Annotated in this window: 16 protein-coding genes and 1 tRNA gene; 9 read left to right on the top strand and 8 right to left on the bottom strand. The window is 54.6% G+C overall.

The window, feature by feature from the left end; all coding sequences use genetic code 11:
• The first annotated feature begins 43 nt into the window (after positions 1–43).
• From NXT01_RS02510 to NXT01_RS02490, 5 genes are all read left to right on the top strand, one after another.
• A complete protein-coding gene (locus NXT01_RS02510) occupies positions 44–3,292 on the top strand; it encodes an ATP-dependent DNA helicase (RefSeq protein ID WP_259077155.1) in 3,249 nt (1,082 codons plus the stop codon).
• A gap of 71 nt (positions 3,293–3,363) precedes the next feature.
• Positions 3,364–6,696 (top strand): ATP-dependent helicase, encoded by a 3,333-nt coding sequence (locus tag NXT01_RS02505; RefSeq protein ID WP_259077154.1) that lies wholly within the window; start codon positions 3,364–3,366, stop codon positions 6,694–6,696.
• A 79-nt stretch (positions 6,697–6,775) separates the two neighbouring features.
• Positions 6,776–7,852 (top strand): TrkA family potassium uptake protein, encoded by a 1,077-nt coding sequence (locus tag NXT01_RS02500; protein ID WP_259077153.1) that lies wholly within the window; start codon positions 6,776–6,778, stop codon positions 7,850–7,852.
• Positions 7,812–8,594, top strand: coding sequence for an NAD(+) diphosphatase (locus NXT01_RS02495; RefSeq protein ID WP_259077152.1), 783 nt, complete (start codon positions 7,812–7,814; stop codon positions 8,592–8,594). Before NXT01_RS02500 ends, NXT01_RS02495 begins: the two co-directional genes overlap by 41 nt.
• A complete protein-coding gene (locus tag NXT01_RS02490) occupies positions 8,587–10,635 on the top strand; it encodes an ATP-dependent DNA helicase UvrD2 (RefSeq protein ID WP_259077151.1) in 2,049 nt (682 codons plus the stop codon). The genes NXT01_RS02495 and NXT01_RS02490 overlap by 8 nt, the downstream gene beginning before the upstream one ends.
• Here NXT01_RS02490 and NXT01_RS02485 read toward each other — a convergent pair.
• Entirely contained in the window at positions 10,565–11,521 is a 957-nt protein-coding gene (locus NXT01_RS02485) for a hypothetical protein (protein WP_259077150.1), read from the bottom strand. The genes NXT01_RS02490 and NXT01_RS02485 overlap by 71 nt on opposite strands.
• Before the next feature lie 82 nt (positions 11,522–11,603).
• On the opposite strand from NXT01_RS02485, the gene NXT01_RS02480 reads away from it, so the two are divergent.
• Positions 11,604–12,122, top strand: a complete 519-nt coding sequence (locus tag NXT01_RS02480; protein WP_259077149.1) for a SprT-like domain-containing protein — start codon at positions 11,604–11,606, stop codon at positions 12,120–12,122.
• Here NXT01_RS02480 and NXT01_RS02475 read toward each other — a convergent pair.
• The 3 genes from NXT01_RS02475 to NXT01_RS02465 form a co-directional block, all read right to left on the bottom strand.
• Positions 12,103–12,828, bottom strand: a complete 726-nt coding sequence (locus NXT01_RS02475) for an ABC transporter ATP-binding protein (protein ID WP_259077148.1) — start codon at positions 12,826–12,828, stop codon at positions 12,103–12,105. The genes NXT01_RS02480 and NXT01_RS02475 overlap by 20 nt on opposite strands.
• Positions 12,829–12,833: 5 nt before the next feature.
• Positions 12,834–14,336: an ABC transporter permease/substrate-binding protein gene (locus NXT01_RS02470; protein ID WP_259077147.1), complete on the bottom strand. Its 1,503-nt coding sequence runs from the start codon at positions 14,334–14,336 to the stop codon at positions 12,834–12,836.
• Positions 14,337–14,540: 204 nt separating this feature from the next.
• The gene (locus NXT01_RS02465) at positions 14,541–15,908 is read right to left on the bottom strand and encodes a zinc-dependent metalloprotease (RefSeq protein WP_259077146.1); all 1,368 of its coding nucleotides are present in this window, start codon (positions 15,906–15,908) and stop codon (positions 14,541–14,543) included.
• A 92-nt stretch (positions 15,909–16,000) separates the two neighbouring features.
• Here NXT01_RS02465 and NXT01_RS02460 point away from each other — a divergent pair, with 92 nt between their 5' ends.
• A complete protein-coding gene (locus tag NXT01_RS02460; RefSeq protein WP_259077145.1) occupies positions 16,001–17,062 on the top strand; it encodes a PDZ domain-containing protein in 1,062 nt (353 codons plus the stop codon).
• Between the two features lie 16 nt (positions 17,063–17,078).
• Here NXT01_RS02460 and NXT01_RS02455 read toward each other — a convergent pair whose 3' ends face one another.
• A complete protein-coding gene (locus NXT01_RS02455) occupies positions 17,079–17,849 on the bottom strand; it encodes a hypothetical protein (protein WP_259077144.1) in 771 nt (256 codons plus the stop codon).
• A gap of 27 nt (positions 17,850–17,876) precedes the next feature.
• Positions 17,877–18,401 carry a PPA1309 family protein gene (locus tag NXT01_RS02450; protein WP_259077143.1) on the bottom strand — a complete coding sequence of 175 codons (525 nt, stop codon included), beginning with the start codon at positions 18,399–18,401 and terminating at the stop codon, positions 17,877–17,879.
• A gap of 248 nt (positions 18,402–18,649) precedes the next feature.
• Here NXT01_RS02450 and NXT01_RS02445 point away from each other — a divergent pair, with 248 nt between their 5' ends.
• Complete coding sequence (locus NXT01_RS02445) at positions 18,650–21,625, top strand: UPF0182 family protein (RefSeq protein WP_259077142.1); 2,976 nt, start codon at positions 18,650–18,652, stop codon at positions 21,623–21,625.
• Between the two features lie 124 nt (positions 21,626–21,749).
• Positions 21,750–21,823, top strand: a tRNA-Met gene (locus tag NXT01_RS02440).
• A 267-nt stretch (positions 21,824–22,090) separates the two neighbouring features.
• Here NXT01_RS02440 and NXT01_RS02435 read toward each other — a convergent pair.
• Entirely contained in the window at positions 22,091–22,261 is a 171-nt protein-coding gene (locus tag NXT01_RS02435) for a hypothetical protein (RefSeq protein WP_259077141.1), read from the bottom strand.
• Positions 22,262–22,754: 493 nt separating this feature from the next.
• Positions 22,755–25,868 carry a type I restriction endonuclease subunit R gene (locus NXT01_RS02430; RefSeq protein WP_396124719.1) on the bottom strand — a complete coding sequence of 1,038 codons (3,114 nt, stop codon included), beginning with the start codon at positions 25,866–25,868 and terminating at the stop codon, positions 22,755–22,757.
• Positions 25,869–25,871 lie beyond the last annotated feature (3 nt).

Here is a 25,871-nt window from a genome sequence, read left to right as displayed (position 1 = left end):
ATATGCTTGATAATGAAATAGACGCGGATCAAGGTAGGAATTAATGAGTTCAGATCATAGCGACAACTCATCGCGGAATAGTCGTGGGGAAGAAATTTATGCAGGTTATCATCAGATACCCCCCAATCCTGACATTCGGTTGACGTCACCCAACTCGGATAATCCGCGGCGCTCGTGGTCCAACGATCTTTTCAACGCCCAACAAGGCATCTGGCGACTTGAGGGCCCCAGCGGCTCAGGGGTCACCACGCTTTTATTAGATACCGTTGCTGAGCGCATTATTCGCGGTCATGACCCTGACTCCATGATGGTCATAGCGGCAAGCAAAGAAGCCGCAGCGAGATTGCGTGTTGGTTTGACCGCACGCCTAAGAGGGCACAGTTTTACTAGTTCTTCGAGTATCGTTCGGTCGGTCCACTCATGGGCCTTCGCCATCGTGCGAGATCATATGGATGAGCATTTAAGACTCATCAGCGGTGCCGAACATGACGCAGTGATTCGAGAATTGCTTGACGGCGAACGAGCTCGTGACGGCGGCATCCGATGGCCAGATGATATCCGTGAGGCAATTGGCATGGTCGGTTTTGCTCGAGGTCTTCGTGATTTCCTGCTACGCGCTGCTGAACGCGGTCTATCTCCCGGTGACCTCATCTCATTGGGCAGCAGATACCAACAGCCCATGTGGGTGGCCGCAGGGGAATTTCTGCGCGAATATGAACAGGTCATGTCCTTGGGTAACACACATCAATTATCCGCCTCGGAACTGGTGAGTAGGGTTTTGGAATACGATGTGGAAAGCCTGGGATTTGAAGCCGTATTTGTTGATGACACGCAACACCTTGATCCCAAATCTACAGAATTTATTCACAGGCTTACCACGCGCGCCTCGTTCGCTGTTATCGCAGGTGATCCGCATCAATCGGTTTTCCGTTTCCGCGGTGCACGGCCAGATTTTCTCAGAGAGTTCCCTGCTGAGAATCATCTAAAGCTCACTGATACACATCGAGTGAGGTTAGCGCGAGAATCCTTCAGTGATGACTACCGCCAGGGGCGAATCGAGATGAACGTCGTAGCGTCAATGGAGGAACTGCGTCATGTGGTAGCCGATGTGGTGCGGCGTGAGAATCTAATCCACCAAATCCCCAATCAAGAGATAGCCGTGATTGTGCGCAATTCCGCCGAGGTCGATCCCATCAGACGTGCTCTCATAGCGGCTGGGGTGCCGGTGCACACAGATGCAGGTGCTCTCGTTCTCGGAGAACAGCCGCTAGTTTCAGCGCTTGTGCTCACCGTGCGTGCCGCACGCGATGGTGTGAGCCTGGAAGAACTGGAGGACTTACTCATCGGACCAATTGGTGGTGCCGATCCAGCAACTTTACGACGCCTCTTGCGCGGCCTCCGGCTAGCTGAATTGCGCTATACGCGCGCTGTAGAAAGCGGTTTTGATAATTCTACTCCGCAGCGGAGAGCTATGGAGGTATTAGCGGATTTGCTGCGCGCTGATGCCGCCCAAAAAAATGCTGATTTCGAAGAGGTCGTCACAACCGTTCTCGCACCCCGTGAATGGGAGATACTCAGCCACATCCGTAGCATCCTCGAGCAGGCACGGCGCCCTGGTTCAGTAGAAGAGGTGCTGTGGAATATTTGGGAAGCAACTGGATTAGGGCGCCACCTTCTGGCTGTCAGTCTTCGCGGCGGTGCGCCTGGATCTCAAGCCGATCGCAGTCTCGATGCGGTCATGACGCTCTTCGATTATGCTGGCGACTTTGCTGAACGTCGTCCGCACGCAGGAATAGATTCCTTTATCGCGCATATAGCCCAACAGGAGCTTCCTACCGGGGTACGTGATAGACGCCTGAGCGCACCCGATGCCGTAACAGTGCTCACTGCCCACGCCACCACAGGCCGCGAGTGGGACACGACGATCATCGCCGGAGTTCAGGAGGGGAGCTGGCCCAACACGGGAGTCACCGGCGGGATATTCGGCCAAGAAGAGCTCGTTGATCTCATCGACGACGGCATTGAACCGGGCGTTCCTATCTCGCGGATCCGAGAACGCATCCACGAGGAACAGCGCCTTTTTGATATGGCAACCTCACGTGCACGCCAAAAGGTAGTAATCGCCGCCGTTGACGCCCCCGAGGCTGACGAGGTCATGGAAATATCCCGCTTCCTCGTGCCCTATCTCGATATGCTCGAGGAGCAGTCCACGCCAGATTCTCAACCGCCAGCGAAACCGGACCAGAGTTACCAACCAGCGGTAGCAGATTCCACCGCCAGTGCCGAGAATTTAGAGGAGATGGGGCGCACCACGCTGCTATCGATCCCAACGGTGGTGGCCGAACTGCGCAGAGTGCTGATCGATCCTCATCGCCCAGCTTTTTTTAAAGAACAGGCGGCGCGTCACTTAGCTCGAATGGCCCACGCTGGCATAGCCGATGCGCACCCGTTTTCGTGGTGGGGAAGTGGTGGGATAAGTAGCGATAAAGAACTAACGGTGACTGCGCTGTCACCTTCTAAAATCGATAGAGCTTTACACTGCCCATTGCTGACAATGCTAGGTCCTTTAGTCGTGGACTCGGAAACCTCCCCGGCACTGCTCAAAGGTATCCTTGTGCACGCTTATGCCGAAGCTTTAGCTCGTGGGATGGATAAAGATCGAGCCCAAGAACTGCTGCGCGCTGCTTATCCCCAGATCAGCGATAGCGCAAAGTGGCAAGAGGAGACACATATCCAACAGTGGCAGGAAACACTCGACCATACCGCTGCGTGGATCGAGACGAATAGCCATGATGCCGCAGATATATACGCGGAAATCCCCGTGAACGTGGAGGTTCTTCCCGGAGTTCGCCTAAGAGGTCGTATCGACCGCTTAAAAAAGACCACCGACGGGGCCTATCACATCTACGATTTCAAGACTGGATCCAACCTCCCCTCGACGTCCGATGCAGATAAGAACCCGCAGTTATGTGCCTACCAATTAGCATTGAACAAGGGGGAGATAGAAAATGGGCGCGTCATAAATGGCGCTGGGATGGATATTGAAGGTGCGAGCCTCATCTACGTAGAGTTATATGGTGCACGGGGTACCAAATTTCGCAGTCAAGTGCCAAAACAAGAGGCCGATTTACAAGAATTTGCAGATCAACTCCCACCACTGATGGACAAGTTGCGCGGACCCTACCTGGAGGCGCGAGTCTCTCAGAGGTGCGATACGTGCGTACTTAGAAATATTTGCCCTGCCCACAGTACCGGTAACTTGACCACCACCCCCACGGGTATGCAGCTATGAGGACGTAGCTTCCACGATGACATATTTTTTTCAATACCCGCACCAGAGAACAGGCAAGTAGAACAAAGACGATGAGTGACAATCGAAGCACCGATATTCGCCTAGACCCGTACGAGCTGTCGCAGCTATTAGGGCAGGCCCATCCGCCTACCTCACAACAGGCTGCGGTGATTTCTGCAAACCGTGAACCCCTCCTCGTCGTGGCCGGAGCTGGGGCTGGAAAAACTGAAACAATGGCAGCCCGTGTGGTGTGGTTAGCCGCCCAAGGTGTTATTGATCCTTCCCGGGTGCTCGGATTGACGTTCACCCGAAAAGCAGCGCAACAATTATCACAGCGGATTCGCACAAGGCTGGGACAACTAGCTCACCTTCCCCACCTAGAAACCCTAGATCCCAAGGGGCGCCTCGCTGAAAATCTCTCTGTTATCGCCCCCACAGTATCGACCTACGACGCATTCGCTGGATCCCTCATCAGGGAGTTTGGGCTCCTACTTCCCGTGGAGCCCGGGAGCAGAATGATTACTCAGGCCGAATTATTCGAACTCGCCTACGCCGTGGTGGAAGCCTACGACGGTGAGCTGATGAGTGGTGGAAAAACAGCAACCGCTGTTCAAACTCTTCTGGATCTGGTCAGCGAATTAGATAACCATATGGTCAGCGCTAACCAGATCATTGAGGAAAGTCAGCCATTTATTAACCTTTTTGAGGAATTACCAAAGGGGCCACGTCAAAGAGATGCCCTCAATGGGGATATGGTCAAATTTCGCGACGCACAGATCCTGAGGATGCAGTATCTTCCTCTGGCGCAGCAGCTCAAGGATCTATTGGCCGAGCGTAACCTCATGACTTTCGGGGAGCAAATGTCGCTTGCCGCCAGACTAGCCACCGAAAATCCGCGCGTATCTGATTCCCTCGCCAAGCGCTTTGATATCGTTTTGCTCGATGAGTACCAAGACACCTCCCACGCTCAACGTGTCTTGTTATCTGAGCTCTTTGCCGGCCAAGCTGTGACGGCTGTGGGAGACCCCATGCAGTCCATTTATGGGTGGCGTGGTGCTACCGCAGCTAATCTGGAACGTTTTGTAACGGACTTCGCGCATAGTGGCAACCAGGTGGCCCCCAAAGCCCAACTGACCATGAGCTTCCGCAACCCACCGCGCATTCTTGAGTGCGCCAACGAAATCAGTGAGAGCGTTTTAGGTCCGATTAGGAAAAAGAATCGCTCCGTAGAGCCACTAGTCTCACTCCCGCACGCTGATGAGGGGGTGGTGGAACTAGGCTATTACCCCAGCCCTGAAGCGGAGTGTGCGGCAGTAGCCGAGAAATTCGCCGATTTCTATCACAATCGTGGAGATTCTCCTTTTACAGCGGCCGTCCTCGTGCGCAAACGCAAGCATATGGATCTCATTTCTCATGAACTCAAAAAGCGGGGAGTTCCAGTGGAGATACTTGGATCCGCTGGACTAGTCGATATTCCGGAGGTCGCTGATCTTATTGCTGTGGCTACCATATTGATTCGTCCTCTCGATTCCCAGGCTGCTATGCGGATACTCAGCTCGCCCATGATGGGTCTATCAGTAGCTGATATTGAGGTACTTGCCCAGCGAGCTCGCAACCTCAAAGGTCGAATGCACGGAGACGAGCACCCAGCGAATCGCCCTGAGCCAGCTGTGGATGATGATCCCACTATATCGGCGGCTGAGAAAGCACTACGCACCCATATCGCGTCAGCGGTGAAAGAAAACCCAGAGGAAATTGTCGGGCTTGCGGATGCTATTGCAGACCTGGGAGAAGCCGAAGGTTTTAGTCCCCTGGGGTTACGACGTTTAAAAAGACTCGCCGCCATTTTAAGACGCTTGCGCCGCAATATTCTTAGTCAACCGCTACCGGATCTGTTCGCCCAGATCGAAAGCGAATTAGGATTACGTACTGAGGTTCTAGCGCGAGAGAATCCCCGCGCTGACGGGGCTAGCGGAGTAGTTCATCTTGAGCGCTTCCATGAGGAGGTGGCGCGCTATGCACAGATACCTGGCGCCAGCCTATCGAAATTCTTGGATTACTTGGATCTTGCTAGAGAACACGACAACGGGCTTAGTCCCGGGGAAGTCACGGTTCGTACGGATCGGGTGCAAATCCTCACCGTCCACAAGGCCAAAGGTTTGGAATGGCGGTATGTCAGCGTCCTCCACGCCGATGCTAATACCTATAGCGCCAGAGTACGTACCTGGTTGACTGATCCAGCGCAGGTGCCCTCCACATTGCGCGGCGACGCCCAAGAAGAGACAGAGCAATCAGGTTCACCCGTATTAGATCTCACGGAGGTGGAGGATCGTAAACAGTTGGAGACTGCTCTCAAGGGACATATTCAGGAATTCAAGGAAGGGGCCGAAGAGGAGAATACTCGTCTCTTTTACGTTGCCCTCACGCGAAGTGAACAATATTTGATCATCACAGCCTCGCATAACCCGAGCCGCAAGGCCATCATTGACCCCTACGAGCATCTCGCTCAGCTAGCCAAGAAACACCCAGACTATATCATTCACTGGTGGCAGGGGCGGCAGGCTGATGGGAATGATACCGATGCGCAACCAGAGAACATTGAGCACCAACCTAGCTTTTTCCCGCCGGCAATCACCACTCCAGCTAAAGAAGAGGCAGCCCAGCTGGTACTCGCGGCTATGGAGAAGGTTCCAGCCTATTCCGCGGACTACGAGATCTTCGAGCAATGGGAACGCGATGTCCAAGCGCTAATCCGAGAATATGAGCGCCAAAGCACCACTGAGGTCGAGGTAGCTCTATCAGATCAGCTTACTGCCACCGATATAGTCGCCCTTAGTGAAAACCCTGAGCAATTCGCGAAGCGGCAGCGCCGACCGATACCGTTTAAGCCCAATACCTACGCCAAGCGGGGAACCGCGTTCCACTCCTGGTTGGAAAACAGATTCGGTGCCACCAGTTTGCTCGATGAGGATCAATTGCCGGGCGTTGATGAGCATATACCCGATGAGTCCTTAGCGGAGCTCAAAAAAGCCTTTTTGGCTTCTGAATGGTCAGACCGTAGCCCCGATTTCGTTGAACAACCCTTTGAAGTGAGTATCGATGGAATAGTCATCCGCGGCCGCATGGACGCCATTTTTCGCGAAAACGACGGCAGCTATATGGTTGTGGACTGGAAAACTGGGCACCCTCCGACCGCACAAAAGTTGCGCAGTACACGACTGCAATTAGCAGTTTATCGTTTAGCGTGGGCACGGCTAAAGGATCTACCACTCGAGCAGGTGCGCGCCGGGTTTTACTATATTTCCTCTGGAACCATGATTACTTTCGAGCAGTTACCCTCGGATCACGAGATCGCCGCAATGATCGCGAATGCCACGGGTCAGGCAGATCGCGAAAAAGGCTGAGGGGGAGCAGTCGGTGTGACTGCTGAGTCTAGTAGACTAATCGAGGTGTAAATATCATCGATGAGGGAGAGGTAGCGGGATGGCATCCCATTTGCCGGATAGATTCCGAACTGATCCGCAACTTGCGGATGTGCCTGAGCACGCTCTGCTCAACGTCATTCGTATACCTAAAAACACGCTGGTTAGCCCCGTTCAACTCATCGCCAGACGATTTTCTATCGCCCTCATCCTTATAATCGTGGTCACGTTGCTGGCCTATTTGGACCGTGATGGGTATTCCGAGGAGCTGACCTTTGTCGATGCTCTCTACTACGCAGCCGTCTCGCTTTCGACGACCGGTTACGGCGATATAACGCCAGTGACGCAATTTGCACGGTTGATTAATATCTTCATTGTCACGCCGTTACGCGTCGCCTTCGTGGTGCTCTTAGTTGGTACCACCTTATCGGTGTTGACCGAAGAATCCCGTAAGGCCTGGCAAATTCAACGTTGGAGGAAAAAATTGCGCAACCACACCATTGTGATTGGCTATGGCACCAAGGGACATTCGGCGGTCTCAGCACTGCTCGCCGATGGTGTAAACCCCCGCGAAATTGTGGTGATCGACACTGATAGGTCAGTCCTCGAGGCGGCCGAAAACAAAGGCCTTGTCACCGTCAACGGGTCAGCTACCCGCTCCGAAGTCCTCAAATTAGCGGGAGCGAATAAAGCTAAAGCCATTGTAGTTGCCCCCTCCACAGATGATACTGCGGTGTTGGTGACGCTTTCGGTGCGCGAGTTGGCCCCTTCTGCCTGGATCGTGGCTAGTGTGCGAGAGAGTGAAAATCAACACCTTCTGGAGCAATCGGGTGCCGATTCCGTAGTTATCTCCTCGGAGACGGCGGGCCGCATGTTGGGGCTAGCTACTGTAACCCCGTCAGTGGTGGAGATGATGGAAGATTTGCTCTCACCCGACGAAGGTTTCTCCGTAGCCGAGCGGCCCGTAGCCGAGGACGAGGTAGGGGCGAATCCTCGACACCTCGCTGATATAGTCCTCGGAGTAGTTCGTTCGGGGGAGTTATATCGTCTTGACTCCCTCGAAGCTGAGACCGTGGAACCTGGCGACCGGCTACTGTATGTACGTCGCGTATTTAGTGAGGACCTTAAAAATCGTTAGCAGCACTCCACTCTTTCTATTCGACGAGCATGGCTGCACACTCGTTGATACCGCAGGTTGTATCGAACACTGCCCCCACCCTGACCTTCACCTCTACGAGGGAGCTTTCTTTTTCGAGGCCATAGCGGTCAAGCGGGTCGCACGGGAGGAGTATTCGCTACCAGAATATCTGGTCTGGGCGCGGTGCTTTCAGCCCCAAGCTCTTCGGGCATTAGGGGTACTACAGCAGCGTGAGAATTTCCGTTTCCACCCGCGCACCGGCGAAGCCCTGGACTACCACGGACATATTGCTAGACCTCGTGGAAATGTCGCGGGTAACGTACTAGAAATTTTCCCGCGCATCGACCCAGCAATCATCTGCCGCCTGGAGCTTATGGGTGAAGAGAAGATCCTGGTGGGGCTCAATGCGCTACGCCCGCACTACTATTCTTTGATTGCTGGCTATATTGAGGTGGGAGAATGTGCTGAGGACGCCGTGCTGCGAGAAATTCGCGAAGAGACTGGGCGCCTTGCTTGTCATCCGAACTATATTATGAGCCAGGCTTGGCCGTTTAGCGGATCTCTTATGCTGGGCTTTGAAGCGTATACCGATGATAGAGAACCGCGGTGGCCATCCGACGGCGAATTATTGGATATTCAATGGTTGTCTCGGGAGGATGTGCGACGGCAGACGGTGAATCTTCCAGCACCTGGAACGGTGGCGTGGACGATGATTGAGCAATGGGTGAATAAATATGATTAATCTCGAAGACCTCGATTCTGATCAGCGAGTTGCTGCTACCGCACCGCGTGGTCCCGTGGCTATTCTCGCTGGTGCCGGCACCGGAAAAACACGCACTATCACCTACCGCATAGCTCATATGATCGATGCGGGCTTTGTCAGTCCGCAGCGGGTCATGGCGGTCACTTTTACCAAGCGGGCAGCTGGGGAAATGTCACACCGACTGAAACTGATGGGTATTGGTGGCGTGCACGCCCGCACCTTCCACGCAGCGGCGTTGCGTCAATTACGGTATTTTTGGCCTCAGGTAGCTGGAGACCTGCGCTGGGCGATACTGGATAATAAGTTTCCCAAGGTTAGCCGAGCAGCGCGCCGCCTTGGTATCGAGTCTTCAAAAGAAAATATTCGTGATCTCTTAGGAGAAATTGAGTGGGCGAAAGCCAGCCTTATCCCACCGGAAAGCTATGCGGCACGGGTGGGCGATCGCAGACTCCCATACCCTGCAGAGAAGATAGCGCAGTGCTATCAGCTCTATGAGGAGTCCAAAATATCGCCAGAGGGCGTGGAACTAGATTTCGATGATCTTCTTGTTCATGTAGCTGGGGCTCTAGAGAATTCTCGTGGCATCGCCGAGGAATTCCGCAGCCAATATCGTAGTTTCGTGGTCGATGAGTATCAGGATGTCACTCCTCTGCAGCAGCGAGTGCTCAACGCATGGCTAGGGGATCGAGATGATCTCACGGTCGTTGGCGATGCCAACCAAACAATTTATTCATTTACGGGAGCAACCCCGAATTTTCTGTTGGATTTTTCCCGTACTTATGCTCATGCCACCATCGTGAAACTACAACGAGATTATCGTTCTACCCCGCAGATCACCACTCTTGCTAACCGGGTGATCGCCCAAGCTTCAGGGCGTGTTGCGGGCACGCGCCTGAAATTAGAGGGTATGCGACCGCGGGGACCTGAACCGGTTTTCCGACCCTACGACAGTGAGCCAGAAGAGGCCCGTGGTGTTGCTGCCGCTATTAAAGATCTCCTAACACAGGGGGTTGATCCCGCCGAGATCGCCATTTTGTATCGTATAAACGCCCAATCTGTCGCCTTTGAACAGGCACTGGCTGAGGCTGGCATTGTCTACCAAGTACGTGGTGGGGAGGAGTTCTTCAAGCGGCCTGAGATTATTCAAGCGATCAATCAACTTGTACGCGCGGCACAGCGTGAGGATTTTCCCGATCAGCACCGTGGGCCCGAGATTCACCATCTAGTGACTGCTATCTTAAGCGGTGTGGGCTTTAGTACTCAGGAGCCTCAGGGTGTGCAAGCTCGTGAACGGTGGGAGTCTTTGCGTGCCTTGGTGGAGTTGACCCAAGAACTAGGACAGGCCACTCCCGACTTAGATTTGGTTGGCCTTTTGGGCCAGCTCAAACAGCGAGCCGATGCCAAACATCCGCCTTCTATGCGGGGAGTGACTCTGGCCTCGCTTCACGCCGCTAAGGGGCTGGAGTGGGACGCAGTCTTTTTGGTGGGACTTAATGATGGTTCTATCCCCATTAGTCACGCTCTGAAAGCGGGAGAGGAAGCGATCGAGGAGGAGCGTCGTCTCTTCTATGTTGGTATTACGCGGGCGAGGGAACACCTGGTGCACACGTGGTCGTATGCACGTCAGGAGGGTGGACGTAAAAGTCGCAAGCGCACCCGTTTCCTTGATGGCATAGTAGCGGAGCCAGCGACGTTGACTGCGAAAAAAACTAAGCGAGGTGCGCACAGGTGCCAGATTTGTGGCGTGCCGTTAAATGATCCTGATGATAAAATTCTAGGCCACTGTCAGGACTGTCCCTCTGAGGCTGATCATCAGCTCATCCACACATTGCGGAGTTGGCGCTTAGAGCAGGCAAAGCTAGCGGGGCGCCCCGCCTACACCATTTTCTCTGATGCGGTGCTATTAGCCTTGGCGGAGCGTCGACCTACCACCGACGAGCAGCTTTTAGCTATTGCTGGGATTGGCCCGGTGACAGTCGAGAAATTTGGTGCGGATCTCTTGGAATTATTGGCCCAGTAAATCGTGGTCGCTCACCTGCGTGCTCCCAGCAGTAGGGGCATGAGCGATGGGGACCGACAACCTCAATATCCTCTGCGCCACGGTAAGGGTTGAGCGCTATTTTTAAGCCCGGTCTCAGGAGATCATTCTTGATCCCAGGTGATGGATATGCTGGGGCGAGTAGTGCCGCTAAGCGCGCAGCAACGCTATATTCTACAATCGGATCGTTCCGGCCTGGAGTGTGGCGTTGATCAAGGAGGAAGCCCCAATGGGGGTCCTTCTCAGTGGCATAGAGATCCCCGCATACGGGGCACGGGCCGTGACCATCTATTCTTAGCGGCCCAATTATAGCACTGCCGCCAAGGAACTCAATGGGAATGATGGTCTGAAAACTATAAATGTCCTTGGCATAATGAGAGCCCCTCTGATAGTGTCCTGCAACGATTAAGGGGGTGGTTCGATCCACGGAGTCGAGAAGAAGCTCAGGAAAGCGGTGATCCTCAGCCTCAATAACGCGAGCACCCGCTTGTTTGAGTACAGAAGCGATGGTGAAACCGTGACTTCCCGGACCGATAAGACAAACAGTGGGCCATACGGGATCGACTAAAACTCCGTGGTAGGTTAGATCTTCGAGAATCATCGAGGCAGTGCTCGATTTCAGCCCGAGTTTGATCAAACCAGCGTGGATCACGCTTATGTGATGGGGGCGGTCCAGAGAACGTAAGAAAGCGATGAGATCTCCCGGTCTTAACTCGGTAATATCAAAGATCCCAGCCCTGGAGGTGTCAAGGCCACATTGGACGGCGCAATCGGCACGAAGGAGTATATCTATACCTGGGCTGAGCACCAGGAGGCGATCGCTAACGCGATGGTCGAGGTTATGATCGGTGAGAGTAGTGGAGGTCATATGGCCATTGGATCACGGCTTTCATCAGTGCGCATCTCGAATGGGCAGAAGAGGGTAGCAAGCGATAGAGAAAGATTGGGTCATGGATGACAATCCCGATATCACCGTCATCAGATCTGCGCGGCGAAAGAAAACGGTGAGTGCAAGCTGGGTCGATGGCGTCATTGAAGTCCGGGTCCCAGCCCACCTATCGGAACAGGCAGAGGCAAAAATAGTCTCAGAAATTACCGAAAAACTCACTCGGTCGAAGCAGCAAACTAGATATAGCGATGCAGATCTAGAACAGCGAGCTGACGAGATCAATAGGCGCTACCTCGACTCGCGAGCACACATGACTTCGATCAGGTGGGTAAAAAATCAGCGCAAAAGGTGGGGGTCATATTCCAGCTTGACAGGCGAAATTCGCATTTCTGATCGTCTCCGTGGGGTCCCAGATTATGTTCTTGATTCTGTCATTGCCCACGAACTAACTCATACTTTTATCCACTCCGGTCATTCAGCCGAGTTTTGGCATTGGGCGGATCGGATTCCCTATGCCGAGCGCGCTAAGGGATTCTTAGAAGCGTGGGCACGTCAGCCGGTCAGTCGCTCATATCCATAAGGTCGGAGACAAATCCCTCGGCAGGATGGTCCTTAATCTCAGCGGGTGTAGCGAATTGCTGAATCACACCATCGTGAAGCACGAGCACCTTGGTGCTCATACTGAGAGCCTCGCGGATATCGTGAGTGATAAAAACGATGGTCAGCCCTAGCTTTTCGTGCCAGTGTTTGAGATCTTTTTGGAGCTGATAGCGGGTAATTGCGTCTACTGCTCCAAAGGGTTCGTCCATGAGTAATACCTTCGGTGACGAGGCATAAGCCCGTGCGATTCCCACCCGCTGTGCCTGGCCCCCCGAAATCTCATTAGGCATCCGGTCACGTATATCGTCGGGTAACTGGAAAGTATCCAGCAAATCTCCAACGCGCTGCGAAATCTCCTCGGGGTCTTGCTCCATAAGGGAGAGCACATACCCAATATTTTCTTCAACCGTCAGATGGGGGAAGAGCACATTGCCCTGAATGCTGTAGCCGACGTGGCGGCGCAAATCGACCAAATCGAGGTCGGCAACATTTTCGCCATCGATAAGCACGCGCCCGGAATCGGGCAGGATTAAACCGTTGATCATTTTCATGATTGTGGTTTTGCCGGACCCTGAGGAACCAACAATGCTGACAAAATCGCCGTCGGCTATTTCCAGATTGAGGTCTGTGAGCAAATGATTATCGCCGAATGAAAGGCTGACATCTTCATAGCGGATGGTAGACATGTCTTCTAGGCTCCAATCAATTTGTTGTTCACCGCGAATTCTTCGGCAACTTCAGCCACAGTCTTTCCCTCAACTTCAACTTGGTTGTTTAAGTTGGCCATCGTCGCTTCATCGATCAGTTCCTGCAGTGGGCTGAGGATCTGAGCGATCTCGGGATTTTCTCTCACAAAATCTATACGGCTAAGAACTCCCGCCTCATAGGAGGGGTAGAAGTTTTTATCGTCCTCAAGGACCACAATGCGCGGATCCGTTAGCTGGCCATCAGTGGTGAAAACGGTGATGGCATCAATCTTGCCATCCAAAATAGCCTGGTATTTCAAACCGTTATCCATATCCACGGTGTTTTTGAAACTTAGACCGTAGAATTCCGCGAGAGCGTCATAACCATCCTCACGCTCATAGAAATCGTATTCCGCACCAAAGCTCATCGACGGAGCTACCCGGGTGAGATCTGAGAAGGTCTTAATGGAGTATTTTTTGGCTAGTTCAGCATTGACCGCAATTGAATATGTGTTATTGAAGCCGAACATGGGGTTGAACTCTTGGCCGACCTGGGCGCGCAACCCATCATTGAGTTCGGCGAACTGAGATTCATCATAAGCGCGCGAATTTTTTAGGATCACCTGCCAAGCAGTTCCTGTGTATTCGGGGTACATATCGAAGTCCCCGGCCTTCATGCCGCTTTGGATATTGCTGGTGCCACCGCCAACTCCGTCGGTCATGGACACCAAGTAATCGGAATTCTCCTCGATCATGCGCTGCATTATTTTACCCAGAATAAGATTCTCGGTATTTGGTTTAGTAGCAATACGCACCGTTTGGGCACCTCCAAGATTGACTGCAAAGAATGCCACGAGCACCATGAGTACAGCCCCAGTGGCCACGAGCCCCTTAGTGGTGGTGCGCCGTGTTTTAGTCGAACCCGTCAGGCCCTTTTGTATAGCGGCCAGGAGAGCATCAGATATTAGGGCGAGGGCCGCAACGAGGGCACTACCGATAACAATCATCTGTTGGTTACCGGTTGTGATACCCCGATAAATTGCCACACCCAAGCCGCCTGCGCCCACAAAAGAAGCAATACCAGCCAGCGCGATAGTCATGGTCACCATTGTGCGTATCGAGGCAAGGATCTGCGGCAGTGCTAAGGGGAAGGTGACTGTGCGAAAAACCTGCCGCTTCGTAGCGCCCATTCCCCTGGCAGCCTCGATTAAAGCTGGATCAACGGCGCGCATGCTCACAAAGGTTGATCGCACCACCGGGAGCAAGCCATAGACGACGAGCGCAATAACCGCCGTCGTATTGCCAATGCCCGTCACAGTGATGAGCACGCCAAGCAGCGCGATCGATGGGATGGTATACGCAATATTGACCACCGCAATAGCGGGAGTGGCAATCTTGGGCCGTGTAGAGAGCCAAACTCCAGTTGCCACTCCGATCAGAGCCGCAACAATCGCGGCGCCCAGAGAGATCATGAGGTGGTCGATAATCAGATCGCCGTAAAAGCGCATAGCAGTCGGTGTCCTCACAAGGGGAAGGGGGTGACAGCTTCCCACGCCTTCCCACGATGAGGTGGGAAGGAGACAGGCTGCCACAGCACTGTTACTTGGTGCTGGTTAATATGTTAGGGCAATTGAGTGATATGTGCCCACCCGTTACCCCACACGAGTAGGCACAAAGGAGATCTGTTATTACTACAGGTCTATCAGAGGAGGTTATTGATTGGAGGGATTCTCCGGATCATCCTCGTGAGAGGATTGTTCTTCGCGTTCTTTCTCTAGTGCCGTTATCTCAGCAATAGGATCAAAATCTTTAAAATCAGATTCGTCGAGGAGAGAATCTATAAATTCTGCAGGATTCGTAATATCATCCGCGGTTGGAAGGAAATCGGGGTGCTTCCATACTCCGTCGCGGCGCTGGGTACCGACAGCTACGGTCACTCTGCGCCACAGTTCACCGGCCTCATCCGTGGGAGGCTGAGCGATCTCAAAACCGACGACCTCAAAGAAGACATTTTCGGCAGAGCCCCCGGTCAGTCGGCGGTTAATCCACTGCTTGTGGAGCTGTGCAGCTTGCGGTATCCGATCCGATAGCCCCTCTTGTACAACCACATCGACCCAACCTTCGACAAGGGCAAGAAGGCTCTCCAGGCGAGAGGTGGCGGTGATATTTCGAGAGGAAATACGCGGTTCCAAATCCATATCCTGCAACCGAGCCATAGCCTCCTGGATTGCCTGCGGATCCTGAGATTCGATATTAATCTCGCGCATGGCCTCCTCAATATGCGAGGTATCTATCTCAAGTCCAGCAGCATATTCCTCCACAGAGGATACTAGGCGTTCAACAAGCCACGGCACGGAGTGGAAAAGTCGTTGGCGCGCAGCCTCGCGGGCTGCCACATAGACCAGAACTTCCTGAGCGGGGATCCCTGAGTTCGCGGCACTTTCCTCAATGGCCAAGGGGTTAAGCGCCAAGATCCCAGGTGCCGCCACTGGTATGCCAAAGTCGGAGCCAGAAAGCGCTTGGGTAGCGAGATCGCCTAAAGATTGCCCCAAGTGCATTCCGTAGTTAACGCCTGACATCTGGTTCATCATTGCGAGCATGGGGCCGATGGCATCCTTGGCTTCGCTCGGCAGGGTATCTAGTCGCGCCTCATTTTTGTGGGCGGCAACGGGGGAGACGAGACGCTTCCACTGCGGGAGCGTCTTCTCCAGCCAATCCGCAGCAGACCACGCCTCCACCCGGGCCGAAGCCGACGGCAGGATGGTAGCGTCGTCCAGCCATAATTCGGCAAGGCGCACTGATTCTTCGCTCGCTTTGATGTGGGCGCTGCTGACTTTTTCGGTGCGCTTAAGGCTAGATAGATGTTGTATCCCTATGCGCTTGGCCATTTCATAATTCACGGCCTCTTTCTGCGCGTCGGGGGTATTCATGGAGTTACCCAAACCTGACAGCATAGCGCCGAGCTGATTGAACATATCGCCTAAGCCGCCAGAGAAATTGCCAGAATTCTCTCGGCGGTCATTATTGTCATCATCGTCGGAGCCGAAGTTGAAGGAGAAACCGAAACCGCTGTTATTCATGTCCCTAACCTACCGAAATCTAAGCAATAAGCGCTAGCGCTATATACATGCTGTTAGCGAACAGTGACCTTCTACACGTAAGCTGAGTGACCGTGAGCAGACGAACGCGAACCCTAGCTTTTGGAGCCATCCCGGTTGTTATTCTCATGACGCTTGCCCAATTAGACCATATACCTGGCACCAATTATTCCCTGACTATTCCCTATGCGGCAGAGGGGCAGGGGCCGACGTTTAATACGCTCGATGAAGTCAACGGGGTCGAGGTGATCAATATCGACGGCGCCGAGGTGGACTCAACTCAGGGTCATCTCGATATGACCACAGTAAGTGTACGTAGCAATATGACGCTCATCCAGGGACTCAATCGACTTATCGTGCACGGGGATACGCTCATCCCCATTGAACAGATCTTTCCCCAAGGAAAAACCGAAGACGAGATAAAACAGCTCAATGAGGCTGCCTTTAGTGCATCTGAATCTGCGGCTACCACCGCCGCTCTGCGTTATCTCAAGCGCCCTATGGACGTAAAGATCGCGCGTATTGTTGCTGATTCCGCCGCTGCTGAAGCGCTGCGCGATAATGACGTAATTCTAGCTATCGATTCCGTCCCTGTACGCACTGGAGGTGGAGCGCAACAGCTGGTCCGAGCGAAAAAACCTGGCGATAGCATTGAGCTGAGTATCAAGCGCGGGGATCGCAGATTGACAAAAACTTTGACTTTGCGGGCGCATCCCTACGACGAGACCGTGCCCTTTTTAGGAGTCAATATGGTGACGTCGTCAGCAGAGGGAATCTCTGTGCGCTATAACCTCGAGGATGTTGGAGGACCATCTGCTGGGATGGTTTTCGCCCTCGCTGTCATTGACAAGCTTTCGCCCGGTGAACTCAATCACGGGAAATACGTGGCCGGTACCGGCACTATTACTGATACGGGCGAGGTGGGCCCTATTGGGGGCATCAAGCACAAAGCCCGAGCCGCCGCTGCTGCGGGAGCTGAACTCTTCTTAGCCCCGGCGCGCAATTGCGAAGAGCTCACCGGCGAGAATTATTCCTCCATGACAGTAGTGGGAGTATCAACGCTTTCCGATGCCGTAGCACGCATGGATGACTTTGCCGCCGGTAAAGAGCTGATAAGCTGCACCGACCGTCCATAATGGTTAAAATTTCCTCTTAGCTACCTGGGTCCACCCGAGATGCGATTGACTTAGAAGTCGCGGAGGTGGCCTCCGGTGTGGGCTCAGAGATGGACTTCACGGAATGACTTCGCGGGGATTCTACCGCGGCAATAAGCCCTAGAGTGGAAATTCTTTCCTTAGGATCGACGTCATAAGTAGAAACCATCTGCTGCATAACAAGGCCGAGATCATTATCAATTGCCGTAATAATCGCGGTATTGCCCACCGTGGACCAGCCCACCACAAAGCGGCCGGAATCGTACATCACGCGTGAAGAACGCAGTTCAGTCAGGATCTGGGTGGTTGAGGCAGCCTTGGCGTCGGAGGAGAAAAACTGAAATTGCCCAACCTCCGGCCCGGTGCAGGCCATGGAATCACTCACTCCATTGGGTTGGCAACTATCAAATTGGGCGAAAAGAGAGTCAGGCGCCAGCGTAGAAAAAGCATCGCGAGTGCGCTCAACTGGGCCGTTTAGCGCCCGTTGCTGTGTGCGCGTACTCGAGGTGTCTACCCGTGAGGTGGGCGCATGAGCCTTTGTTGTGGGATGCGTTGTGGGATGCTGCGAGCCCTGGGTATGCGGCCCGAGAGAGGGAACCCCAACTGGTTTTACTGCAGTGCGTATTGGTTGCAATGTTGGTTGGTCAGTGGAGTCAGTGGACTCGTGAGGTAACGACTCACTGCAACCAGAGATGAGCATGAGAGCGCCACAGGTGGCGACGAGCAACCTTTTATACATAAAGGGGAGGGGAGCTGTGTGAATAACCATAGTGATCCAATCGCAGGAGAAGGACAGTTAATCGTCGAAGCCAGCCAAAAGAGTAGCGATAACTCCAGGGGCAATAGAACCGCCCCCGCGCAACTCGATGTCATCTTCGGCAAAGGGGCCCTTCGTGGCTAATTCTTCTGCCGAGGGACGCATCTGGAATAAGGTTTGGTGCGCCCCATTTCTTAAGACACCCGATAATAGGCGCGCCGGGCGGGGCGCATCGGACTCTTCATCGGAGGAGTCGCGGAACTTAATTTCCTGGGCTAAAACGGCCCCTAAAACTTCCTCTGGCCAGGTGATTCTGGACAGATAATCTCCTAGCTCCATCGAGCCAGGAAGAATATGTGTGGGAAGCTCTTCTTGGACCACGAGAGTCAAGGGAGAGTCGTCCTGCTCGAAAGTGTCGACAGATTGGGCGATTAATCTGGTAGGCACAAGAGCAAAGAGGGTTGGGGAAGCGTCCCACCCTTCAGCATGGACAAAATCCACCGCTTCGAGCATCGCCTTATTTAAAGCTTGTTGCGATAATTCTACTCGGTGCTGATCACTCATACCCTTAATCCTTAACTCACACGTTATAAATGTATATATTCAGTTCCGGGACGGCCTAGGCGCCTTTCTTCATCTTATCCGCTGCGCACACTATCGTGCTCCTGGGGGAGTAGATCCGTGGTCTGTGGTGGCGCAGGGCCTACAGGTGGAAGGGAGATCTGCTTTACCTCATCTGCCGTTTCTCCTCGATCTCCACTAAAGTGGGAAAGCACTTCCCTTATCATCAAAGTTTCTACAGAATTGAGGAGATGGCGTTGGCCAATCGCCTACTGTCCACCCCACGTTCGGGGCGCCCACCAAAAATCCTGACGACCTTGCTCATCATTGGTACATTGTTGAGCATTTTGATCCCTATTACGGTCACCTTCTATGCCGACTGGCTGTGGTTCGGGGCTATCGACTTCCGCAGTGTGTTCAATAAGGTTGTCCTGACGAGAATCGCTTTATTTTTTGCCTTCGGTCTCCTAGCAGCTTTATTCGTAGGAGCTACCTTATTAATTACTTACAAATCCCGAGCTCACGAGAATTTACTTTTCGTCGACGATGCTGTTGCGGAGGCGCGACGGCAACTTGAACAGTTCGTTGCTAAGCGCGGATTTGTGCTCCCCCTGGCATTCGGAGTTTTTGCTGGTTTTATCGGTCAGCAGCAGTGGCGAGTTGTGCAACTTTTCCTTAACCGCCAAAGCTTTGGAGTTACCGATCCGCAATTCGGCATGGACTTTGGCTTCTACGCATTTACCCTCCCCATGCTGCGGCTCATGCTAGGAACTGTGTCAATTCTGCTCGTTGTCTCGTTCTTCCTCGCCTTGATCGGGCACTACCTCTTCGGGGGAATCCGTCTGGCAAACTCCCAAACAGGAGCCCCGGGAGTCGTCACCATGGGGGCTCGCATCCAGCTGGGGATTACAGCTGGTCTGTATATGATCCTGCGCGCACTGGGCTATTATCTGGATCGATTTGATCTGTTGAATAATTCCAATGAAACCTTCACGGGCGCGTCATATACCGATGTTCATGCGGTACTTCCCGCCAAGATCATCTTAATGGTCATAGCAGTGCTGGTAGCTGCCTCATTCTTCTCCGTTATTTTCCTCAAGGATTTGCGTATTCCAGCGGTCTCGACAGTCCTCATGCTGCTGTCCGCCCTTGTTATCGGCAGCGCCTGGCCACTGATGTTAGAAAAGTTCTCGGTGACCCCAAACCGCGCTGAAAAAGAATCAGAATATATTGGTCGCAATATTGAGGCCACCCGCTACGCCTACGGGCTCACCGATGAACAGGTGGACTATAAGCTCGATTGGGGCGCAGAACGCGCCAGTGAAGAAGTAGTCGCGTCCGACTCAGCGACGGTGTCCAATATTCGTTTGCTGGATCCAGAAATCCTCTCTCCAACATTCACGCAAAATAAGCAGCTCAAAAACTTCTACGGATTCCCTGAGTCACTGGCGATGGACCGCTATGTCATCGATGGTGAGTTACGTGACTTCGTGGTGGCTGCCCGCGAGATCGATCCCAACTCGCTGCGCGAAAACCAGCGAAACTGGATCAACCGACACACTGTATATACCCACGGCAATGGTTTCGTGGCCGCGCGCGCAAATAAGGTCGATGAGGTCGCCCGCGACGTGGGATCAACTCGTGGTGGGTATCCCGTTTATACCGTCTCGGATCTCCAGACAACAGACGAGGATGCCAAAAAACTTGGCATCGTGGTCGATGAACCCCGAATCTACTACGGCCCACTAATTGCATCAGCGGTCGATGGGGCTGATTACGCAGTGGTTGGATCAAATTCGGATACGGCTGTGGAATACGATACGGACAACTCCACTTATACCTATCAGGGCAAGGGTGGAGTAGGCATTGGTAATTACTTCAACCGAGGTGTATTTGCAGCGCGGTACGGGGAAATCAATATCCTGTTGTCTGAACGCGTCAATGAGAATTCCAAGATTCTATTCGATCGAGATCCGCGCCAGCGCGTACACAAGGTAGCACCGTGGATGAGCACCGATTCCACTACCTACCCGGCGGTTATCGACGGTCGCATCAAGTGGATTGTTGACGGCTATACAACTCTGCGCTCGCTTCCTTATGCGCAGCGCGTGAGCATGTCGCTGACCACGCAAGATACCACCGCCGGAGTGGGAGCGGACAACCGCGCGATTGTCAATGATGAGCTCGGTTATATCCGTAACTCCGTGAAGGCAGTCGTCGACGCCTATGATGGCTCAGTTGAGCTGTACGAATTTGATAAGAATGACCCTGTTCTAAAAGCCTGGGAAGGAGTATTCCCTGGCACCGTAAAGCCAAAGGAAGAGATCTCTGATGAACTCATGAGTCATATCCGCTATCCGCAGGATATGTTCAAGATTCAGCGCTCCATCCTTGCCCGCTACCATGTCAATGAGGCCCGCGAATTCTTCACCAATGACCGCTTCTGGTCCGTTCCCTCTGACCCATCCTCAGGTATTGACGGCAAGGCTCAGCCCCCGTTCTACGTGGTAGCTGCCGACGCTGAGACCGGTGAACCCTCCTTCCAGTTGATCACCCCATTCCGTGGTCTGAATCGCCAATACCTTGCTGCCCATATGGCGGCGAGCTCGGATCCTGAGAATTACGGCAAGATCACCGTTCGCGTATTGCCTACCAATACTCAGACACTCGGGCCCCAGCAGGCCCAAGACGTTCTGATGTCCTCTGACCAGGTGGCTCGTGACCAGTCGTTGTGGAAGGCTACTACCGAGCTTAAGAATGGAAATCTTCTCACTTTGCCCGTGGGTGGTAGCGAGATCCTATACGTAGAGCCCATCTACGCTCAGCGCAAGGGGCAAGAAGACTCCGCCTTCCCCAAGTTGTTGCGCGTACTCGTCAGTTATAACGGCCAGGTAGGTTATGCCCCGACAGTCTCTGAGGCACTCGCACAGGTTGGAATCAACCCACGTGAGGCTCAAGATATCGACCAAGCAAAAACTCTCAAGACGCCGACGGGTAAGGCACCCATAACGGAGACACCCGTCGAGGGTGACGGTGAAGAGACTAGCGGTGAAGGGGTGGCTGAAAAGCCAGTACCAGGAGCTGCTAATGCTTCGGAAGCAATCACAGCGATCAACGAGGCTCTGAGCCGACTCGAGGCGGCTCGTGACGGGTCCTTCGAAGAATACGGACGGGCTCTTGATCAGTTAGATCAGGCTGTAGCTGCCTACCAAGCCCTGAACAACTAGGAGCCGATCCCCAGTACTCTTTTGCTGCCATGAGGTGGAAGGTACTGGGGATTTGTCTTTGCGCGCATGATCTGGGTATAGTTGTTTCTCGTTGCGGAGATCAGATATGATCTAAGCAATTCGGCGCGGGGTGGAGCAGCTCGGTAGCTCGCTGGGCTCATAACCCAGAGGTCGTAGGTTCAAATCCTGCCCCCGCTACTATAGAAAACCCTCGCCAGGCCCATAGCCTGGCGAGGGTTTATTTTTTTGCTTCGGAAGTGCTGGAGGGTCTCGGTGGAGTTCTCTTGGCTCGTTTAAAAACCTCGGTGGCCGCGCCGCGACGCGTTGTGTGACCTATTACACTCCTGTCGCGTTGTCACGCAAACGTTTCGTCAATATACCCGCTAAGTTCAACAGCAGTTTTCGTCTGGACAAGGCGGCCGAATCCAGCGTGGACGACGAGGATATAACAAAGGCGTGGGAGAGTCACAGCGCCACCGCCACGCCGACGACGTAAAGCCGACCGAGGATGAAGCAGGCAATCGCACCGTTAGAAACACCTGCCGCGATATCACCACGCTGCTCGGGCACCGACGCGAGACCGAACACCTGCAACAGCGCACCCACCGGCATGACCAACCACACGACGCTGGGCAAAAACGCAGCGGCGTGCAGGCCGAAGGCACGGACGGTACGCAGCAGTTGACCCTGTCAGCCGAGATCAGCGGGCCTCAGAGCCTCCCAATACACCGGTCGGCCGCTTTGCCGCGGAAAAAGGCATAGTCGACACATCAACCGCCGTTGTCTGCAACCGCTATTGGAGGCGGCAGCGGATGGAACCAGAGCCACTGCCACGGCCCCTTGGGAGCTGTGAGTTCATCGAGATGGTGCAGTAGGCAGCCAGGGAACAGCACCCAGCGTCTGGAAAACCGGTTTTACCGCAATCTCGGCTCTTTCGAGATCCCAACGGGCGCAGGCCAGGTTGCTCAGTCGCAAATGAATGCGCTCCAGTCGGGGCCTGTCCAGAAGGTGGGGCGCCGTGCGTACTACTCAGCGCGGTGACTACAGGGACGTGAGCAACTGCGCGGCGCATCGGGATCTTCGGTTAGCACAACTGTGTCGCGGACCCGTGACTTAGATCGGACGTCAGCTATGCATTATTCCTCTCATCCTGGCGTGCTGCGACCAGCATGTGCGCCAGTACTTCGAGGAACTTTTCTAGGTTCTCCGGATCGGCGGTGACAGCTTCGAAAACCTCGTTGGACTGTCTGGCGGCGGTGACGATGGCCCCGAGTCCCTTGTTCCTGAAGGTGTCGGTGCCGGCTACCTGTGTCGGGTCGTTCTCCCGCGTTAATGCCTGCACAGTGGTGTCTGCCGCCAAGATGCCGTAACTTGCTCGAACTGCGTTGCCGGCAGCTTGGTTTGATGAGTCCAGACCGGCCTTCGCCAGCAGTTGGTTCACTTGGTCTACGGCCTCATCGAATGCGGCTTGCACAGGCGAGTGACTGCCGACCGGACGACCGTCAAAGCCTGGCAGCCTCAGCTTCCCCTCGGGGTCGTGTGCGGCCAGTTCCAGATCCTGTTCGTCTGATGTCGGCTCGACGGAGACTCCCACCAGTTCAATGCCGACGGTATAGTCATCGTCATCGTCCTGACGCTCGAGGTTGAGGTTCTTGGCCAGCAGACCGGCGACAATCGCCCGTTTATGCAGCAGCGCGTCCTGGAAATCGACGATCTGGCTGAGAAACTCCCAGGCATGGGTGTACTTGATGAGGTTGGCCCTAAAAGACTTACCGGTATCGTAGGCCTCCTTGTCCAGCTTCAGACGGGCATCACGCATGTGATCATTCCACCGGGCCCGGATCGGCGCCACCAGCCCCTGCAGGGTTTCGGCATCCTCATGCGCTATGTAGGCATCGGCCAGTTTGTCGAGCTCGTCCGGGGTGTAGAACGCGGCGGCATCCAGGACATCACCCAGATCCGCCAAAGCGTTAGCGGGGATCTCGTCCTCGATGTAGGCATCCCGGTAATAAGGCCTGAAGGACTCCAGAATAGCGGACGGCTCGTTGATGAAGTCCACCACCATCGGCTTGGGCTTGTCCGGGAACACCCGGTTGAGCCGCGACAGGGTTTGCACAGCCTGCACACCGGAGAGCTTTCGGTCAACATACATCGCACATAGGCGCGGCTCATCAAACCCGGTCTGGAACTTGTTCGCCACGATGAGCACCTTCGCCTCGTCATGCTCACGGAAGTGCCCGGCGGTATCGCGCACACCGTTCATCGACGCCTCGGTAACCTCCATGGCCTCGTCTCCCTTTCCGTAGGTCAACGACCCAGAGAACGCCACCAGGGTGGTCATGTCCGTGTAGCCGCGCTTGGCTATATACTCGTTCATTTTGTGCGACCAGGTCGCCGCCGACATCCGGTCAGCTGCCACCACCATGGCCTTGGCGGTGCCACCCAGGTGGTGCATGACGTTGCGCCGAAAATGTTCGACGGTGACCTCCACCTTCTGGGCAATCGAGGTCGGGTGCAGGCGCACGAAACGCACCATATCGGAGACCGCTTCACCGAAGTTGACTGTCTCCTCCCTCCCCAGCGCATCACGGATGCTAGCGAACATCTGGTAGGTGGAGTAGTTGGCCAGCACATCGAGGATGAAGCCCTCCTCGATGGCCTGACTCATCTGGTAGGTATCGAATGCGACACGACGGTCAGGGTTGTGCGGGTCCACAGCTCCGTACGCGGCCAGGGTTTTTGCTTTCGGGGTGGCTGTTAGCGCAATAAAACTCAAGTTCGGGGAGTTGGTCACTGCCTTGTCCATGGCCAGCAGGACATCATCAGCGCCGATGTCCTCGCCCTCAGGAACCTCAACGTCAACGAGGATCTCACGCAGTCGGGTGGCGGCCTCACCGTGCTGGGAGGAGTGGGCCTCATCCATGATCACACAGTAGTTGCGCCCGCTAAGGGCCGGAGACTTCTCCATCATCTTCGCCAGCGCCGGGAAGGTCTGGATGGTGCACGAGATGATGTGCCCACCCCGAGAAAGAGCCGCCTCTAGCGTCTTAGACTTGGAGCCGAGTTCGTTGTTGACGTTGACCACCAGGCCCTCGGAGGCACGCAGCAGGTCCAAGCCCTCCTTGATGTTGTCATCAAGCACGGTGCGGTCGGTGACCACGATGACCGAGTCGAATACCGGCTTGCCGGCCATGTCGATGACACGGCCCGCCCGGTGGGCCAGCCACGCAATTGTCTTGGTCTTACCTGAGCCTGCTGAGTGCTGGATCAGGTAGCGACCACCAGCACCTCTGCCGGTGGTCCGGGCACGCTCGGCGATGTCGTCGATGACCTTCTCGGTGGCCCGCAGCTGGTGGTAGCGCGGGAAGATCAGTCGACCCTTGTTCCCCTTCGACGACGGCTCCCAGAGGGCATAGTCGCGCAGGATACGCAGGAACAGCTCCGGTGCGAACACCTCCTCCCATAGGTAGGCGGTGTCAGAGCCAGTTGGGTTGGCCGGGTTGCCGGCATGGCCGTCGTTGCCCTGGTTGAAGGGCAGAAAGAAGGTGTCCAGGCCCGCCAGCACGGTGGTCATGTAGACCTCCTGGTTGGACACGGCAAAGTGCACCAGTGCCCGGCCAGGCTTGAGCAGGGGCCGGTTCTTCGTCGGCTTGCGGTCCTGCTTGTACTGCTTGACGGCATCACGCACTGCCTGGGTGTTATCGGTCTTCAGTTCCAGGGTGGCTATCGGAATACCGTTGACGGTGAGTACCAGATCAAGTGTGTCGGTGCCGGTGACATCGAAGGGCACCTGGCGCAGCACCCGGAGCCGGTTGTGACGGGCTTGCTCGACAGCACTGGTGTAGAGCGGGTTTTCAGGATGGAATGCCACCATCGGGCCGAAGGTGGCGTTCATCTGGCCACGCTGGGCGTGGGAGAAGCCGTTACGCAGGGTACCGAGCAGCCCGTGCTGGACCTTCTTGGTCCGCGCGTTGAGGATCGGTGCCTTATCCAGCATCTCGGCCAGACGGTCCAGGAGCTTGGCGATGTGGACATCACGCTGCACACCCGTCGACGACTCGGGGACCGCTTTGGCAAACTCCTCCGGGTACTGGGTCTCAAGCCAGTGCAGCACGTCAGGGATATACAGCGCCCGGGCCTTGTCCCAGCCGGCGTTACTGCTAGCGCCAGCATTGCCGGTGCCGGTCAGCCACCCGTGGGCGGAAAGATGGTTGACGATGGTGTCCTCGAACGCCCTTTCCATCGT

The sequence above is a fragment of the Corynebacterium sp. ES2775-CONJ genome, from assembly GCF_024814515.1.
In the GTDB taxonomy this organism is placed as follows: domain Bacteria; phylum Actinomycetota; class Actinomycetes; order Mycobacteriales; family Mycobacteriaceae; genus Corynebacterium.
The sequence above is the reverse complement of the archived record's forward strand: the minus strand, read 5'-3'. Positions and strand labels throughout refer to the sequence as shown.